This window comes from Acinetobacter sp. Leaf130 (assembly GCF_001423205.1).
In the GTDB taxonomy this organism is placed as follows: domain Bacteria; phylum Pseudomonadota; class Gammaproteobacteria; order Pseudomonadales; family Moraxellaceae; genus Acinetobacter; species Acinetobacter calcoaceticus.
The window spans coordinates 1,659,425-1,677,082 of record NZ_LMOE01000001.1; the positions used below are offsets into that span (position 1 = coordinate 1,659,425).

Genomic DNA, 17,658 nt, shown 5'->3' on the forward strand with positions numbered 1-17,658 from the left:
GAATCTGCTACAGGGCAAATATTAAAATTAGATAATAGACAAACACTCTAAAATGAAGAATTTTAAATTTTATTTTATATAAAATTCTTTGTGTGAAGCTTTCAATAGAACTTCACACAAACCAGTCCATTCACCCTATTATTGACCAGATGATCAAATACCCTAAAGACAAAACCTTTAAAAATTAAAATTTAATGTTACAATACAGTGATTTACTCAATTTCAATTGGACCTCAAAAGAAATGAATAGATTGTTATTAACTTTTTTATTTTTAAATATTAGTCTTTTTTCTCCCGTAGCTTTTTCTGAAACAAACACGTTTCAAATGAAACAAGAATATAATCACCCTAACTTTAATCAGCATAAGAGCATGTTTGCGGTAAACGCGAGTTCTCAAGACCATAAATTTAATGGGCAACCAAAAGACTTTTCTAATTCTGCCGTTCATCATCAAAATGTAGATTTTTTTGAAATTGCGAAACAGTATCAAGAAAATGAAGCTAAGCCGTCCTACTCTACTGATGAAACAGTAAATATGAGTGATCATGACCGTAGTCTTTACTACATTAGAAATCATGATAATGTGAATATTCAAAGAGAAATTCATGGTCAGCAGTTTAAATCACTCAAACAACAGCGAGATAAGGGCGTAATTTCGAATGATGTATATAAAGAAAAGGTCTACAAAATCTTAAGCCAACCTTCTTTTAAATAAGTGAAAAGCCCTCGCTAGAGGGCTTTTCTTTAACTATTAAAAGTCTTAGCCAATTTAAGCAAGCATCGACATAAAATATTCTAATAACTTATCCCTTTCATCGATCTTATTTGCACTTAAAAGCTGAACCATTGCTCCATCAATCACAAATAAAAACATGTAAGCATCTTCAACTGTGGCTGTAACTTTTACGGTTAAAAGTAGCTTATAAATTTCGTTAATGAACCAATTTCGGTAGTCAATGACGAGTTTATAGGCCACAGGATAAAGCTTTTCAATTTCAAAAATCGCTTTAAATGGCAAACGATAAAAGCCGTTTAAGTTTGCATGTAAAAAGTAGATTTTCTTTAACTTATCGAACACCATAAGTTCTTGGTATGAATAAATAATAGAAAACACCTCATGCTTTAATGCGTCTTTTTGAAAAGTCAGAGACATCTCAACCAGTTTTTCTTTAGAGTGAAAGTAATTATAAAAGGTGGCTTTTGGAATTTTGGCTTCACTAATAATTCGGTCGATACCAATGTAAAACCCATGTTGATTAAATAAATATTTTGCCGCGTGGAGCACTTGTAGTGCTTTAAATGAAGCTTCTAAATTTGGCATAGATATACCGTTTAAAATAAATTTTTGTTGTATATAAATGAGATAGAAATGCCGTCACTCTTAAAATGAGCGCTAAAAACAGGCATGCGAAAACGACACAAAAGTGGTGTGTTCACCTATCTCAGGTTTTATTGTTGCTATGATTTTTTAGTCGTAATGATCTAAAGGTTAAAACCTATAGTCGATTAAACCGCTTTAAATGCCAGTTGAATGGTATCGGTAGAGAGAGTTTGGCAAAGGCCAATAAACAAGAAGAAATAGTACGCATGAGCGGACTCCTAGATGAAATAGAAGTTCTGCCAAATCACTGCTAAATGATTATGGTGGCAGAACGAAGAAGGGTTAGCAGACCAGTCATCTAGGAACCGGCACGCCCGAGGGCGTCCCTCCTCCGTCCTACCGCTACGAAGGGAGACGAACGAGTTCGACACCAAAAAATTGCTTTTTTGATGTCCTAGATGAAAACGGTCTGCTAAAACCGACTGGCAATGTGGCCAGCAGGCAAAGAATAATCGTAGAGGTTTTGAGTGTCAATGTTCTAAATTGAAGAAGTAAGAATATTGAATATAAAAAAGCTCTTTAAATAACAAGAGCTTTAAATATTGAAACTTACTTAGTCTCTTTTACATGAAATGACTGTATAAGCCGAGTTAAATTATTTTCTATATTCTGCCAATCAGCTAAATGCATATCACTGTAATGTGCGGTAATACTCATCGGCAGTCCCTTCACATTAAAAGTATGACTACAATAGTATTGCTGATTTGGTTTAGCATAGTCCTCTAGAATAGCCTGTTCAGGATCTGGTTTACTTAATAAATAAGTACGAGCAAAAGTACTACAACTAATATAAGAGGCTATATTTCCATCAGCGTCTTTTTTGAAATAAATCTTATAATGATTATAATCCTCTATTACATCCTCAGGATATTTCTTTCGCCAATCCTTATAAACAAGAACTTTATAGAACCCGCCTGGTAAATTAGGATCTAGTGATACAACTTCTGTTAAGCCTAATTCTGGAGCTGGTTTAGTTTGTATATATTTAATTAATTTTGGCGTTTCAAAATACTCTTTCGGATGAAACACTGAACTTAAATTTATGCCCATTGTAATTTCTGCATCACTAGCATTCACTTTATGGTTCTTAGGTATCCAGCTATTTAAGGAAAACCAAATTACATACTTATAAAACTCTTCCCAGCCCTTAGGTATTTCATAATCAGCTCTTACTGATTCAGGATTAAAAATATGTAAATTTTCTAATGTTTTTCCTTTGTAATCAGGTAAAAGAACTTGAAAAAGTTCTGTACATTGAAATCTATCACACAAGGCCTTGCCACTCTCATATCGTTGCTTTTCTCTGAATTCCAGATCTTTCTTTCGTGAAGATTCAGAAATAGCAGTTGCATCCATAAGATAATTTGCTGGAATATCTAATGTGACTCCATTAGGGTCAAATTCAGATGGCCAAATCTCTCTATACAATGGTGGATGTAAATAATATTCTCTAAATAAAATCTTTTCTTTGTAATTGTGATATTTGCCATAACCAAAGATTGCAACTAACAAAAGTATCAGTAAATACCTCTTCTTAAGAAGAAAAGATATTGAGGAAGCTTTTTTCATAAAGCCTCTCCTGATAACAAATTCAATTCTTTATTCATTTATAATTTTCAAGATTCACAAAAGGTGTAAGTCGTATCTATTCTTTATATTAAGCTAAATTAGGAAGAAATATTATAAGAAAATTGATTTATATTGGCTTAATAACTAGTACATTGCTTAGTGTTATGCAATAAAAGTACTTTAAATGTAAAAGTGTTATTTATTTTAAATTAATAAAAAAGATCAAGGAACTTATAAGATCCGCAAAGAGCACTGTTTAACCATACTTACTAAAACAGTGCTCTTTACTCTTTTATTTATTCGACATGTTCATCATTTTAGAGTGATCCATATTCATCATCTGTGAATGATCCATTTCACTCATTTTAGAATGATCCATTTGAGACATACCTGCCATGTTGCCATGCTCATGCTGCGTATGGTCTTGCTGTATTTTTCCATCATTCTTCATGCTACAAGGTTTTGTGCATTTTTCTTGTGCTTTAGAATTTGGCTTGATTTCCGCATTCGCAGCCGTTGTTTGTTTTGCATCTTCTGCCCAAGACTGGGTTCCAGTAATTAAAGCGCCAACACACATAAGCGTTGTTAAACTACGGCGAAATAGAGTTTTCATTTTTAGATCCAAAAATTAACTTTATCTAAATACCCTATAGGCTTCCAACGGACATCTAGGTGACCTGAAAATGACATTTTTGTAATCTACGCCGAATCATGTGTTTATAACGTTATTATATTCCCAGTGAATAATATGAGATTTTTTATAAATGAGAATCTTATTGGTTGAAGATGAAATAAAAACAGGTGATTACCTTAAACAAGGTTTATCTGAAGCTGGATATATTACCGATTGGGTAACTGATGGATTATCAGGTAAACATCAAGCGCTTGTAGAAGAATATGACTTGATTATTCTGGATGTGATGTTACCGAAGTTAGATGGTTGGAACATCATTAACGATATCCGAAAAAGCGGCAAAACCATGCCCATTCTTTTTCTTTCAGCCCGTGATCAAATTGAAGACAGAGTTAAAGGTCTAGAACTTGGGGCCGATGATTATCTGGTAAAACCTTTTGCTTTTGCTGAGCTGCTTGCCAGAATAAAAAGCCTACTCCGTCGTGGGCAACAAAAAGAAGATAGTAATATTATTACAATTGCCGATCTTGAGCTTGATCTTCGTAAGCGTCGTGTCACTCGAGCGGGTCAACGTATTGACTTAACAGCTAAAGAGTTTGCATTGATGGAATTATTCATGCGTAGACGTGGAGAAATCTTACCTCGCACCCTCATTGCTTCTCAAATATGGGATATGAATTTTGATAGTGACACCAATGTTGTAGAAGTCGCTATTAAACGTTTAAGAAATAAAATAGATAGTAACTTCAGCCCTAAGCTGATCCAGAACATACGAGGAATGGGCTATGTTTTAGAGGTTGAAGATGCCTAATAAACTGTTTAATGCGATCAGCTTTCGTATTGCAATCCTTTTTTCTTTTTCTACGGTTATTATTTTAATGATTATGGGATTGGTCATTCACCAACTCGTCATGCATCATTTTGAAACTCAAGATAGAACTCAATTAGAAGGTAAAATTCAACTTGTAGAAAACCTACTTGAGCAAAATCATCACAATCCTTCTGAATTAAACTTATATTTAAAAGATGCCTTAGTTGGACATCACGACCTGATCGTGCAAATAGAGCGCCCGAGCGGTCAAATTATTTTTAGCTCATCACCAACAGCGCTTAAGAGTAAAACATTAGTAAAATCTAAACATGGTCCGTGGCTTGAATGGAAAGTCCAAAATAAAATTTATCATGGCTTAATTTATAAAAAGTCTTTCGATCAAAATAGCGCTATTCCATCGGCTCAAATTATTGTGGGTATTGATACATCTGAGCATCTACATTTCTTAAACGATTTTAGACGTCAGCTCTTATATATCGGCGTTATCGGTACAATTTGTTTGATGCTCTTGGGGTGGTTTGCTGCTTGGCGTGGGCTCCGTCCAGTTCAAAACATGGCAAAGGTTGCAGAAGGTATTTCGGCTCAACATCTTTCCGAACGGTTAGAAGTCGACAACACGCCAACTGAACTAAAATCGTTAGCTATCGCATTTAACGATATGTTAGATCGACTAGAAACAGCCGTAGGAAAACTCTCAGATTTTTCATCTGATCTTGCCCATGAAATTAGAACACCGATTAACAACTTGATGACTCAAACCCAAGTTTGTCTATCGCGTAGTCGAGATATCTCTACCTATCAGGAAATTCTATTTTCCAACTTGGAAGAGTTTGAACGTTTAGCCCGAATGGTGTCCGATATGCTCTTTCTTGCCAAAGCAGAACATAGCTTACATAGAGCAAACTTACAACAAGTAAATCTGGTCAAAGAAGTCTCGGCATTATTTGATTTTTATGATGCGATTGCTGCTGAAAAAGGCATGTCACTAAAACAAACTGGCCAAGGTTATGTCGAGGGTGATCCTTCAATGTTACGCCGAGCGCTTAACAATCTTTTATCAAATGCAATCAAATATGGTAAATCAGATTCGATCATCAAAATTAAATGCCAACAGAATAGTGATACAACTGAACTAACCATTGAAAATGAAAGCTCCCCCCTATCACAAGAACAACTCACTCGATTATTTGATCGTTTTTATCGTACAGATGCGTCAAGACAGCGAGTTGAGGAAGGTACAGGGTTGGGGTTAGCAATTACCAAATCTATTCTTGATGTACATGGAGCTACTATTCAGGCGAACTATGAGAATGGGCATATTACTTTTAAAATCATCTTTCAAAATTAAGTGTATTCCTGATCTCTCATATTCATTTATTAGTTAAATTGACCTAACTGGAAAATATTATCAAAACAGAAAAACTCTTTGGTACTGATAAATTCTCAATTTTTTAAAATGACAAAAATGTAATTTTGGAGTCATCAACGCGTTTCTCTCTATCTTGAATAATAGGCATACAAAGAGTGTGACCAATAAAGTACGTCCTTTATTTTAATTCAGTCATTACTTAGTCAAATATTCATTTTACGAGGATGAAAACATGAAACTTTTTCACAACAAAATGACCGCTCTACGGAATGTTCTAGTAGGAGCAACTATGATTGTTGCTGCTTCAAACGTATTTGCACATGTCAGCCTAGTTAGCGCAAACCCTGGTATTAATGCTTCGGTAGTGAGTCAACCTAAAAATATAACGCTTAATTTTGGCGGCGAAGTCATGTTAATGAACGTTAAGTTGCTTGATGCTCAACGTACAGACATTCCTTTAAATTACCAAGTGAGTCATGATTTAAAAAAATCATTTGAAGTCGCTGTGCCAAAGCTAAAAAAAGGAAAATATACCGTAGTGTGGACCACAATGGGCTCTGATGGTCACAACATGAGTGGCGAATATACTTTCACTATTAAATAAACCAGAAAAATAAAAAAGTATCGCTAATCCATGCCAGCAATGAGCTGGCATATTGTATAGAGAGAAGAATATGGCGCCTGAAACTTGGATATATGCGACTTGGCTTGTTAAAGCTTTTTTATACTTGGGGACCGCATTTGTTATTGGAGGTGCCTTCTGTTATTTCTTGCTTGGACACTATGTAGAAATTAAAAAAATTATTATCAAATACATCACTGTTGGTGCAGGGTTGGGGTTTGTCTCAAGTACTTTAGGCTTCTTCATTCTCATCGGAAGTTTTGCCAATACTGGCCTATCAGGTATGTGGGATAGTAACTATATCAATCTGCTCATTAACACGCCGATTGGTCACGTCCACATCATTCGATCAGTCAGCTTTCTGCTTTTATTGCTCTTTATGCTCGTAAAATTAAGCAGTGGAAATAGTCAGATTTCTAAATTTGAAGGATCAATTTTCGCTCTACTATTAATACCCATTGTTTTCAGTTTTTCTCAATTAGGTCATGTCACAAATTTATCCTTATTTGCGCAAATCTTACTATCAACACATGTACTCGCAATGTCTTTATGGATGGGTTCACTCTATCCCTTATGGAAATCGAGCAGAATAATTCAAGGCATACCGTTAAAAGAACGTATGCATCTTTTTGGAAAAATTGCAGCCTTTATTGTCGGTGTTTTACTTGTCTGTGGTGTTACTATTGCCCTGCTATTACTTAAAGATTTCAATACGCTGGTCAATACCCCTTATGGGCATGGATTCATTATAAAACTACTCTTTGTGCTATGTATTTTATTGCTAGCAGCCTTTAACAAATGGTATTTCACTCCTCGTTTACAACACTCAAAATTTGCAAACCAGTTGGGTTACGCCATTTTATTTGAAATGTCATTAGGTCTAGCCATTCTTTTAACAACGAGCTATATCACGACTGTTGTTGGTATTGAATAAAAAGGAATATATCAGATCTATCTTTATCTAGGATATTTTTAAGTTTTATGATTATAAAGTAGAGTCAACAATGATTAAAATTCAAACTACTATTCAATAATTTAGCTTCAGTAAACAGTATGATTATTTATATAATGTATATAATTCGAACCAACAAACTATTAATTTTCTTATTAGAGCATTAAATATACACGCGAAAATCTGTAATATAATGCTAATAATAAAAAATTTCTAAAATTTAAAAAATAATAATTAGTAACTATATATATTAAAAATTACTTATTTTTGAGTATATCTAACTAATACCAGAAGAATATTTTAAAGATGAGATCTAAATATTTTGATAAATTATGCAATATACAGATCTGTCTGTATAAGCACATAACCCGCTTAAATATATTAGACTTTAGTCTAATGTTTTTGTGACAAAATAAAAATAAGATGTCGGCTGGGTAACGAGTGAATAAATAATTACACCCAAAATATCATTAATAAATCAGGAACATAACAATGACTTCGCCTTTAATGAATAATTACCTTAACTTTGCTTCTGGAATTGCCCATCAGCAATATTTACCAGCCGAAGAAGGTATCCTTAGGGCTTTTAACGATGGTTGCACCCACTGGTATGTGGATGGAAGTTTGCATGGGGAAATGGTTCCAGACTGGTCTTCTGAACGAATTGAAAATCTAAATAACTTAATAAAAAAATATAATGTACAACCTATTTTCCATGGTAACTTCAAAGCACCATTAGGTAGCGATGTAGATTATTTACGCGAAGCAGCCGTTGAATATGTTAAAAAAGAAATTGATATTGCCGCAAAAATTGGGGCGCCGTTAGTTATTCACGGTGGTGGTATTGTAGAACCAAAGAAAATTGTATTGGCTAAACAAAAAGCTCTCGATAACTATATTTTATCTGTTAAAGAATTAGCTGAATATGCTGGTGAAAAATCAGTTGATATTTATTTAGAGAATTTATCAAATTATAAAAACTATCGCCCTTTCCATTATGTATTTACCCACATGGAAGAATACGATTATGTTTTTAATAAAATTGACCACAAAAATGTCTATTTCTTCTTAGATGCAGGACATGCAAATGTGGGTGAAGGCGATCCTGTTGCTGTGGTAGACAAATACCATGACAAAATTAAAGGTATTTCTTTTAGCAATAACAATGGTGAACAAGATCAACACTTTAGTATTGGTCGCGGTACTGTAAATTATTCTGACTTTATCGAAACAATTAACCGCCACAATTGGAAAGGTCTTGTTGCCTTTGAAGTAAGAGACAAAACTACTTTAGATTCAGTTAAAGAATTGGCAAGCGCATAAAACTAAAAGCCTTCTGAGGAACATCAGAAGGCTTTTTTATTTAAATAATTCATTTTTAAAAGGATATATTAAGTGAGTGGTTTACTAGTTTTCATAACAATTGCCTTTCTTACGCTATCTAGTCCAGGACCAGGCGTTTTATTTACAGTTACAAACTCAATAAATTATGGGGTACGTACAGCCCTGTTTGGAATTATTGGGTTAATTATTGGCATGTTTGTCATTGCAGTCATTTCAGCGAGTGGAGTTGGTTTAATCATTACCAGTAATCCCACTATTTTTACTGTATTAAAATTTGTTGGTGCATTTTATTTAATGTATCTAGGCTATAAAAACTTTGTCAAAACGTCACCTTCTCAAGATTTATTAGACACCGAAACAAGTGAAAAAGCGGTGAGTAAATCTAAATTATTCTATCAAGGATTATTTGCATCACTTCTCAACCCAAAAACTATTGTTTTCTTTATTGCTTTATTTCCACAATTTATTGATATAAAAGAAAAAATAATCAACCAATTTTTAATTCTATCTCTAACTTTTTGCCTTATTGGTTTCTTAATCCACTTGGTATACGCTAATTTTTCTTCAATTTTTAAAGAAAAAATGCTGTCTGGAAATAACTTTGCTCGATTAAATAAAATCAGTGGTTGTATCTTTTTTATTCTCGCTGTTTTGCTAATTACTCAATAAATAAAACTTGTTGTAAATGCTTTTTAACTAAAAGCGTTTACAACTTAAAGTATTTCCGCATTCATCCAACTACTCTTCAACAAATTTAAGCTTGAAGAACTTGCTGATTTAATTTGGCTTGAATCAGCAAGTTATATGCATGAGTTTAAAAAACCTATTGTTTTAACTTAATTTTATTTAGTGTCATACATAAGGCTTTTTTGTCGGCCTCTTTAAGTTGAGGATGCTGTACAGACCACATGTAGCCACAGCTATGAGGTGCCTTGTTATTATTTTTCTTAAGTTCATAGGCAATATTTTTTAGAAGCTCCGTGTTTAGCGTACTAATTTTTAAACGTACTTCTGCTAAATCTTGGGGCTTCCAATTGGTTTCCGGACTCGATAACCAGTCGGCTCGATATCGGTACTGAATTGCCTTAGCAACATTCATTTGAGTCACAATAAATGGCTTCACTGTTTCGCTATTTAAACCAAAAGATTCAGCTTCGGAAACAGATTGATCGAGAACTTTCTTTTCTTGAGTTAAATCTTCAATCGGCAAATGCTGCTCTGCTTTATAACCTGCTACATCCTTCATATAAGATAAGCGCTCGTTAATTAAACGGGCAGTCTGATCATATTGATATGCTTGAGCTAATGAAGAAAAGCACATGAAAACTGCCAACGTACAAACCGCTTTAATAGCTTGCTGAACACGCTTAATTTTTGCCATGTAATACCTATCGAAATTATTGTTTTGTCATCATTCCAGATCAGTACTGTATTTTAACAACATGCAAAAGTAAAATTTCAAGATAGGCTAAGTTCTTGGCTCCATGCCGAATCAGGTTGTTGATAGATGTGTTGGCATACTTGCTTAAGAGATGAGGTAAAGTGCTGGTTTTGTCCATCCCATTTCTCAACCATACAATAGGTGATATGAATGCCCTTAGGTTGAAACTCTCTTGCCAATGACTGCGCTAAAGCACGAATTCCAGCGAACATGCTTTGGCTTAATACATCATAATGAATCGAGTTGCTAAATGGCGCTCCAAGAAAAATAACTGTGCCCCGTTGCTGTTTTAGCATAGGCTTAATCACAGCTTGCGCTACACTCACTGCACTTAAACCGGTGGTCTGCCAATGGTGTTCAATCTCTTCTAAAGATAAAGCCTCAATATTTGGCGAAGATGAAAAGTTCGGCTGAAACACACATAGTTCAATTGTATGTCTGTGACTGGAAATATAATTCAACAAGCTTTTTAAATGATCTGCATTCACCAAGTTCAAATGAACTGCTGTCACACCATCATTTATAGAATGCACTTGTATATTCTGCACGGCTGAATCATGCACAACTTGATAAAGATGTAATGGAGAATGTGCATTTTTATCTAAAATTACAAAGTCACGCTCGATCAAGTGTAAGTCATGACCGGCAACGACAACACAGCCCTGCTTTTTTTGAAATCTCTGACATATTTTTTTTAGCATTTTAGTCTCTCAAAATTTTTCTTGATAAGGGCGTAAATCCAACTCATGTGTCCAAAGCTCAGGCATTTGTTGGTAAAGCATCCAATAGTTTTCTGCAATTGCGTCAATATTGAGTCCGCCCGTGCCACGCGTAAGACGGGCTAAACGCCCTAGGCCAAATAATGCTTTATTCACTCTATCGCCATCGACCATTCCATCAATAATCACATGAGCAATATGTATGCCTTGTGATTTATAGATTTGAGCTAAATTTAGTGCATAAGCTCGCAAGGCAGATTTCCCCATTGTAAAAGCTGCAAAAAAAGGTTTTCCGCGTAAAGAAGCACTCGCCCCAGTAAAAATAAGCGTACCGTAGTTTTGATCTTTAAAGATTTTTAGACAGCTTTGAGAAACTAAATACGCCGATAGAAAAGTGGATTGCCACATTTGAGTAAAAAACGATAGCGGGCTGCGTAAAAAAATTGAGGGAATATTCCCTCCTACATTGTGAATTACAGCAGTAATGCGCTCATTTTGGCTGGTGATTGTGTCAAACAAAGCTTGTACTTGCTTCACATCTTCTGCATCTAAACGAAATGCAACAGCGTCACCGCCTTTCGAATGGATTTCGGCAGCCACTGCTTCAATTTTTTGGAAAGTACGCCCAGCGACATAAACTTTTAAGCCTTCTTTTGCAAAACGATGGCACACAGCTGCACCAATACCTTGTGATGCCCCAACGCCAATAACAACTACACAATCTAATTTTTTATCTGGTGTTGCTAATGTCATAATCGTTTCACCCTGTTTGTTTTTTATACCATAATGCAATAGACGGTCGATCCAAAATTTCTTTACGAAACTTTTTGCTTGTGCGAATCACTTCACCTAGTTGGGCAACAACAGCAATGTCTGCAATTGTCTGAGAATCTCCAACCAACCACTCACTTTGTGATAAAACTTGTTCGATACGATCAAGGTGTCTTCTGAACTCTTCTTCAACATGTTCAGCTTTCATTCGGCCAAGGCCCTGAAAGAAAAGCTGTGTTTTCAATTCAGCTAAAATAAATCCTTTTACCATTGGCTTTTCATACGCTGGGCGGCCAATACTGCTAATGCGAATTGCTTCTTTTAAAGCTTCTGGATCATTTACTCGTAAATAGACTTCATAAAAATAGAGAGACTCATCTGCCCAGTCTTCCCATAACTCTGCAAGTGCCTTTTGATTTGGATCTTCTGGATAGAGCCGAGGCGTATCTGGATAAGTTTCATCCAGATAACGAGCAATTCGAGTACTATCTTGAATACGCTGACCATTATGGTCAATTACCGGCACCTTGCCCACTTTACTCAATAAAGGAACTTTAGCTCCCAAAATACCGTTATAGTTAACTGTTTCAAATGAAATTCCTTTAAATTTCAAAATTCTTGAAACTTTCTGACAAAATGGCGAAATCTCCCATTGATGCAAAATAATATCCGACATTTATTCACCTTTATTTTAATTGCCTGTTTTACTTGCTAGTTCTTTTTTGGAACTAATCAATAAATATACAGTATGTATTTTTAAGTCAAACTGTTTTTGATGACGAATAAGTTTCAAAAAACTAAAATCATTTGATTTATATCGTTTTATGCTCAGCCAATTTTAATGAATATAATTAAAATTACGCGGAACCATGCGACTAACATAGAACCGCGTATATTTGATAAATTAATAAGTCACTGTAACCACAACACTATCAGAATAGTTTCCTGGTGTACTTGCAATGGAAGTACCTTGTGGAATTTTTCCATAGACAGGTGTGCTTTGAGCGCTACCTGTTCCCGTACCAGACACTCCACCGGCTCCCCCAACATTGGTTACGCCACCTGTGGCATCCCACACCGTACTATAGTTAGAGTCTTTATATAACTGATAGGGAATATATTCATTATTACCATTGGTCATACGCCTAAATCCACCGCTTATACGGTTATTCCCATCCCCTAAATAAATGCTATATGGCGTTCCATAATTACAGGTCGAATTTACAGCTCCTTGCGCTGTGTAATCATGCTTAGTCGTACTAATATCATTAATATTGCCGAAATCTACAGTTGAGGTTGAGTTTAATTGGCACAAACTTGGTACTACAAAGTTCGCTGTTAAAGTTACATTTCCAGAGTCCCAGCTGAGTAAATCGCCTAAACATAACACCGCTAGAAGATCCATATCCCAAAATAGTTGAACCGTAGCTGTATAGGTTCCTTGAGGATATGCAATGAGCGACCCTGTTCGGGCTGGTACTTTCACATTTACTGAGTAATTAAGAATATTATTTGAAGCAAGTGTTACCACTGGGCCATACCAAACATTGGAGGTTTGGTTGGTGGTAGACGAACCTGCTCCACCTAAAGTTGCAGTGACTGTATAAGGTAATGAAACACTATTATTGGCGTTCGTGTTTCCCGTAAATACGGTCTTCATACACATAAACGGAGAGATCTGAGGTATTATTCCTCCATTCGTGCAAGTAATTGTTCCTGAAAGGTTTACAGTTGCATCACTATTAATATTTGCAGCCGTGTAGGTAAACGTATTATTTGTGGTTCCAGCTACCGTACAAGCAGCATGTACCGGACTAAAAACTGCATAAACGAGATAAAATAAGCAAATACCTATAATGTATTTTAAAGCCAATGAAAATTTCTTATAGCTCTCTATTTGAGCCTTATTCATAATATTTAATGACATACATAAGGTCCCAATTTCTTAGTTGAGTACTGATTACTGTTATAAGTGAAGTCAACTTGGCATGAACCATGATCCAGAAGATCGACTTCAAGTTTGTTTTGCTTTAATAGATTTGGAATAAATACTTCACCGTCGTAGCCAACTACCCCATCTTGCTGTCCATTAATTCGAACCGTATAACCCGGCAATAACGGTGAGTTCTTTTGGTCAACAAGTTTGACTAATCCTGAAATGACCTGATGAGCGCCAAAATCAATAAGGCCACCTTGGCGATAACCTACAACTGTTTTTTGATCTGTAGATTTAACACTCCAATTCAAAGGAAGATACGATGGATCTAAATAAATATGGTTCTCTTTATATGGCATGAGACTTGGAATCAGAAATCTTCCAGAATTATCAGTTACGCCCAAGTTGATTCCGCCATTTATAATTTGGCTTTGTGGCCCAGCATTGGTTACAACAGCGTAACCATCTCCAATTTCATTGGCCGCAAAAATCCGCCCTGCTGCCGCAACCAATGATCCTGTCGCTGAAACTGCAACCTGATCGTTATCTCCAATTCGGTTATATCGACCTGTCAGATAAGCCGCCCGAGCACGGTAAGATGCATAGATAGATGCATTGTTTTGATTGGCATCCTGATTGTGCTCAACATAGCCACCCCATCCAAATGAACCGATTTGAGGTTCTGATAAACCGAATATTTCTTGTCGATAACTCAGCCTGCCACCATCATTAGATACACTTGTAATCGCATTAACTCGGGTAGACGGTGTATAACGCAACGCAAAGTAAATGCCATAGTCTTTGTGATTTTCATAATCTTTATACGCTGAGCTATAAAATCCCCAGTTCTTATTCAGGCTTCCGCTTAAATTGGCAGAGACTAACTTGTAGGAGTTATCACTAAATTTAATCTGGTTATAACCCAGATAGGCACTATACCCTTCGTAAAAGTTATAGCTCATCCCTGCCCTAAAAATCTCATCTGCCAACGCACTGTAGCTCAGATAGTTCTGTAGCTCAGAAGTAATCTGGTTATCTTTTAAATATCGAATTTGGGACACACGGGCAAGGTCAAAGTAGTTATCGAAGACTTTGCGGTAACTGGTATTAAACGAAATATTCTTACTAATACGCCCTTCCAAACCAACCAAGGCAGAATAACCGTTTTCATCTTTATATTGGCTCGCTGCAATATCAGCATTAATTACCCCAAAACCAAACAGGTTCTTGGCAAAACCAGTGCCCAGATTTGATAGACCATCTGTAGAAGCCTCTGCACCACCGCTTAAAGTCAGTGAGTTACTATAACCATACCGAATCGCACCTGAAGCAAAGGTGGCATCATCATAATCGTTCGAATACAACCCATAGTTATAACGTGGAACCCCGACATCTACTGAAAATTCATTAATGCCTTTTGCTAAAATTTTAGATGAAAAATAGTAAGCCTGTTTGGTAATGCTCTGCTGCCCCGTTGCATCGGTGGTCACAAGTGTGACTTCATTTCCGGAAATAAACGGCAGCTGCTTAATGTCAAATGGGCCTGAAGGCACTAGTCCTGAATAAATCTTTTGTTGATTGACATATAAATCTAATGTCGAAGGCAGTGCAGCCGAACCGGAAAATTGTGGGAGTGCAGAAGTGACAATATCACCACGTTGGGTATAGGCACTCGACCACTGAAAACCAGCAAGACGTACACTATTCCCCCAATCAGAACTATTGGAAATAAAGTCCCCTAAGGTATATATCCTGATCTTTTCAGGGTCGACATACTGCCACTTACTTTCCAGACGTACCCACTTTTCATGGCTATAACTAGTTTCATTACTACCGTTATATAAAACCCCTGATGAAAAATTACCAATTGCGCTGTTAAAGATCCCTTCTGCCGAACCGGAGAAAACATTCTCGTCATTGGTCACGGTGTGATACAGGCTATAGTTCAAAATGGCCGCATTTAAGGGTTTCATTTTCAGTAAATGAGGGCTTGTGAGTTGTTGACCATTTAAGTCAACTGAATAATCCGCCAACATGTTCGACGGAACTTGTAAGTTTAGAGATTGTTCATTCTCTAGATATTTAAACTGAATTCCTTTTAGCTCGTTAATACACACCCATTGGCTATCAGCAACATGCTCATCCATTTTCACTCTTAAAGTTTTTAAGGTCCCAGAGCGAATATATAGCTTTCCATCCTTAGATTGCTTCACAGCAACCAAGTCTTCAGCAGCATTTGAATTAATAGAAACGACTAAAAAAAGCTGAGTAAAATTAAGATATTGTTCCTCTTCATTTATATTCCCCTGTGTATATTTATTATTGCTATCTATAGATTTAGGAACACTGGGAATTGGAGTGTTCGTATTATCTTGGAGTTGCTCAGCAAAAGAATACGCCGGAAGATATGCAACACATAAGACACCTATAATGTATTTCATATAAGCCTCTTAAAGTGTGGTTTTCTTACCATTAACTGTCAGAGAAACGCTGTATTTATGATTTGGCTGATATGTAAAATTATTAATAGAGTAGCTTCGTGCCTGCTCCGCAAGAATATAACCATTCACGGTATTTACTTTAATGGGATAGCTTTTATTTGTTGTGGTATCCACAAGCGTTAAGTCATTTAAAAGTGCATGCCGGTTTCCAATATTACTAATATTTAAGGAAGGCACCTCCTGATTAGCATCAATTTTCCAATTCAATTGAGTAATCGCATCTTTATTTACTACAAATACAGGCAATGACGAGCGTAAAAGCACGTTAACCCCTTGAGCTGCTTTACGGCTATCAATTGGTTTTGGTAGTTCATCAATAATAATGCGATACGTTTTTTCACCAGAAACGGGTGCTGGATTAATTCTAACTACACGCAAGTTATAAGAATCATTAGACTGTAATTTTAAAAATGGTGGACTAATTGCGATCTCATCTGTAGGTGTTAACTGATCCTGTCCATTTTTTTGAGTCCATTCAAATACACGAATCTGCAAATCAGTACTTTCATTTGACTGATTAAATAAACTAATTGAAGACGCGTTTTGATTACTTAATATTTCTACATTCACAGGTGAAAGACGAATTGTAGCGGCGTTAATAATGCTAGAAAAAGATAAGAATAATCCCGTAATAATAAAGATATTTTTTTTCATGATTTACTCAAATATAACTTTTTTAATGTGTTAGCCCTTTCAAAAGGGCTAACAATATTTCTAATTTATAAAAATTAATAAGTTACTGTTATTGTTACTGTATCAAGATAGCTACCCGCACTCGGCAGCGTTGAACCAGCAGGAATACGGCCATATACATTCACTGTTTGTACTGCACCACTACCAGTTCCACTATAGGCAGTCGTTGCAATGCCGATTGCTGTGGCATGCCCCGAATCTGAGTAGAGATTATAAGGAATATATTCGTTGCTTGTTGCACCACCAATCATACGACGTTGAGTCGTCTGCGCATTTTGCCCAGCATCGAAAGCCAAGGTCCACGGTACAGTGTTGTTACAAAGGACTTTGATTGAGGTACCACCTGTCGTTGTGGTGTCTGCATCAACGTTACTCGCAAGAGAACTTAAAGTCCCAAAGTCTAAAACTGCATTCGCTGTTGTACCTGTAGCGGAAGTATTCAATACACAACTATTCGTTACTGTTGCCTTAACAGTTAATGTACCCGTTGCTGTAGCTGCATTTGCTGAATTGAGAGAAAATAATGCTACGGCAATTACTGATAAATGAAAAAAAGTCTTTTTCATAGTCAAAACCTTTTAAATTAAATTGTTAAAACTAATAGATATAAAAAATTTAGCACTTATTCTTACAATCATTTTTTATTTGACTGCTCCTTTTAAAGTTTATTTTTTACCCTATTTTTTAACATCATACATAAAAACAATTAAAATGCATGATCTTATTATTATTTTAATTTCTAATTAACAAAATATAATTACTCAAACCAACGCCATAGATACAAAAATTAACACACCCAAAAACCAACCCATTGATTTAAATAATTTAAATAAAACCTTCATAAAATTTATTAAGTAAAATTTAAATAAATATGTCAAAAATTTAGCTAATTT

Annotated in this window: 18 protein-coding genes; 7 read left to right on the top strand and 11 right to left on the bottom strand. The window is 35.6% G+C overall.

The window, feature by feature from the left end:
* The first annotated feature begins 194 nt into the window (after window positions 1-194).
* Window positions 195-716, top strand: coding sequence for a hypothetical protein (locus tag ASF86_RS07435; protein WP_056480878.1), 522 nt, complete (start codon window positions 195-197; stop codon window positions 714-716).
* A gap of 54 nt (window positions 717-770) precedes the next feature.
* Here the strand turns inward: ASF86_RS07435 and ASF86_RS07440 are convergent, their stop codons facing one another.
* The 3 genes from ASF86_RS07440 to ASF86_RS07450 all read right to left on the bottom strand — a co-directional run bounded on the left by ASF86_RS07440 (window position 771) and on the right by ASF86_RS07450 (window position 3,564).
* The gene (locus ASF86_RS07440; RefSeq protein ID WP_056480880.1) at window positions 771-1,322 is read right to left on the bottom strand and encodes a TetR/AcrR family transcriptional regulator; all 552 of its coding nucleotides are present in this window, start codon (window positions 1,320-1,322) and stop codon (window positions 771-773) included.
* A gap of 609 nt (window positions 1,323-1,931) precedes the next feature.
* Window positions 1,932-2,951 (bottom strand): hypothetical protein, encoded by a 1,020-nt coding sequence (locus ASF86_RS07445; protein ID WP_056480882.1) that lies wholly within the window; start codon window positions 2,949-2,951, stop codon window positions 1,932-1,934.
* A gap of 292 nt (window positions 2,952-3,243) precedes the next feature.
* Window positions 3,244-3,564: a hypothetical protein gene (locus ASF86_RS07450; RefSeq protein ID WP_056480884.1), complete on the bottom strand. Its 321-nt coding sequence runs from the start codon at window positions 3,562-3,564 to the stop codon at window positions 3,244-3,246.
* 151 nt (window positions 3,565-3,715) lie between these two features.
* Between ASF86_RS07450 and ASF86_RS07455 the strand changes: the two genes are divergently transcribed.
* The 6 genes from ASF86_RS07455 to ASF86_RS07480 all read left to right on the top strand — a co-directional run bounded on the left by ASF86_RS07455 (window position 3,716) and on the right by ASF86_RS07480 (window position 9,373).
* Window positions 3,716-4,396 carry a heavy metal response regulator transcription factor gene (locus tag ASF86_RS07455; RefSeq protein ID WP_056480886.1) on the top strand — a complete coding sequence of 227 codons (681 nt, stop codon included), beginning with the start codon at window positions 3,716-3,718 and terminating at the stop codon, window positions 4,394-4,396.
* Window positions 4,389-5,765 (top strand): heavy metal sensor histidine kinase, encoded by a 1,377-nt coding sequence (locus tag ASF86_RS07460; protein WP_056480888.1) that lies wholly within the window; start codon window positions 4,389-4,391, stop codon window positions 5,763-5,765. Before ASF86_RS07455 ends, ASF86_RS07460 begins: the two co-directional genes overlap by 8 nt.
* Window positions 5,766-6,018: 253 nt before the next feature.
* The gene (locus tag ASF86_RS07465; protein ID WP_056480890.1) at window positions 6,019-6,390 is read left to right on the top strand and encodes a copper resistance protein CopC; all 372 of its coding nucleotides are present in this window, start codon (window positions 6,019-6,021) and stop codon (window positions 6,388-6,390) included.
* A gap of 70 nt (window positions 6,391-6,460) precedes the next feature.
* Complete coding sequence (locus tag ASF86_RS07470; RefSeq protein ID WP_056480892.1) at window positions 6,461-7,342, top strand: copper resistance D family protein; 882 nt, start codon at window positions 6,461-6,463, stop codon at window positions 7,340-7,342.
* A 510-nt stretch (window positions 7,343-7,852) separates the two neighbouring features.
* Window positions 7,853-8,683: a sugar phosphate isomerase/epimerase family protein gene (locus ASF86_RS07475; RefSeq protein ID WP_056480894.1), complete on the top strand. Its 831-nt coding sequence runs from the start codon at window positions 7,853-7,855 to the stop codon at window positions 8,681-8,683.
* A gap of 72 nt (window positions 8,684-8,755) precedes the next feature.
* Window positions 8,756-9,373, top strand: a complete 618-nt coding sequence (locus tag ASF86_RS07480) for a LysE family translocator (protein ID WP_016137774.1) — start codon at window positions 8,756-8,758, stop codon at window positions 9,371-9,373.
* Window positions 9,374-9,527: 154 nt separating this feature from the next.
* Here the strand turns inward: ASF86_RS07480 and ASF86_RS07485 are convergent, their stop codons facing one another.
* The 8 genes from ASF86_RS07485 to ASF86_RS07520 all read right to left on the bottom strand — a co-directional run bounded on the left by ASF86_RS07485 (window position 9,528) and on the right by ASF86_RS07520 (window position 17,337).
* Window positions 9,528-10,085, bottom strand: a complete 558-nt coding sequence (locus ASF86_RS07485) for a chorismate mutase (RefSeq protein WP_056480896.1) — start codon at window positions 10,083-10,085, stop codon at window positions 9,528-9,530.
* A 77-nt stretch (window positions 10,086-10,162) separates the two neighbouring features.
* Window positions 10,163-10,846 (bottom strand): SDR family NAD(P)-dependent oxidoreductase, encoded by a 684-nt coding sequence (locus tag ASF86_RS07490; RefSeq protein WP_056480898.1) that lies wholly within the window; start codon window positions 10,844-10,846, stop codon window positions 10,163-10,165.
* Window positions 10,847-10,855: 9 nt separating this feature from the next.
* Window positions 10,856-11,617: an SDR family NAD(P)-dependent oxidoreductase gene (locus ASF86_RS07495; RefSeq protein ID WP_056481796.1), complete on the bottom strand. Its 762-nt coding sequence runs from the start codon at window positions 11,615-11,617 to the stop codon at window positions 10,856-10,858.
* Between the two features lie 7 nt (window positions 11,618-11,624).
* Window positions 11,625-12,311 carry a glutathione S-transferase family protein gene (locus ASF86_RS07500; protein WP_056480900.1) on the bottom strand — a complete coding sequence of 229 codons (687 nt, stop codon included), beginning with the start codon at window positions 12,309-12,311 and terminating at the stop codon, window positions 11,625-11,627.
* A gap of 228 nt (window positions 12,312-12,539) precedes the next feature.
* Window positions 12,540-13,562, bottom strand: a complete 1,023-nt coding sequence (locus tag ASF86_RS07505) for a spore coat U domain-containing protein (protein WP_056480902.1) — start codon at window positions 13,560-13,562, stop codon at window positions 12,540-12,542.
* Entirely contained in the window at window positions 13,553-16,012 is a 2,460-nt protein-coding gene (locus ASF86_RS07510) for a fimbria/pilus outer membrane usher protein (protein WP_056480904.1), read from the bottom strand. The genes ASF86_RS07505 and ASF86_RS07510 overlap by 10 nt, the downstream gene beginning before the upstream one ends.
* Window positions 16,013-16,021: 9 nt before the next feature.
* Entirely contained in the window at window positions 16,022-16,726 is a 705-nt protein-coding gene (locus tag ASF86_RS07515) for a molecular chaperone (RefSeq protein ID WP_056480906.1), read from the bottom strand.
* A 74-nt stretch (window positions 16,727-16,800) separates the two neighbouring features.
* A complete protein-coding gene (locus ASF86_RS07520; protein ID WP_201784113.1) occupies window positions 16,801-17,337 on the bottom strand; it encodes a spore coat U domain-containing protein in 537 nt (178 codons plus the stop codon).
* Window positions 17,338-17,658: the final 321 nt, after the last annotated feature.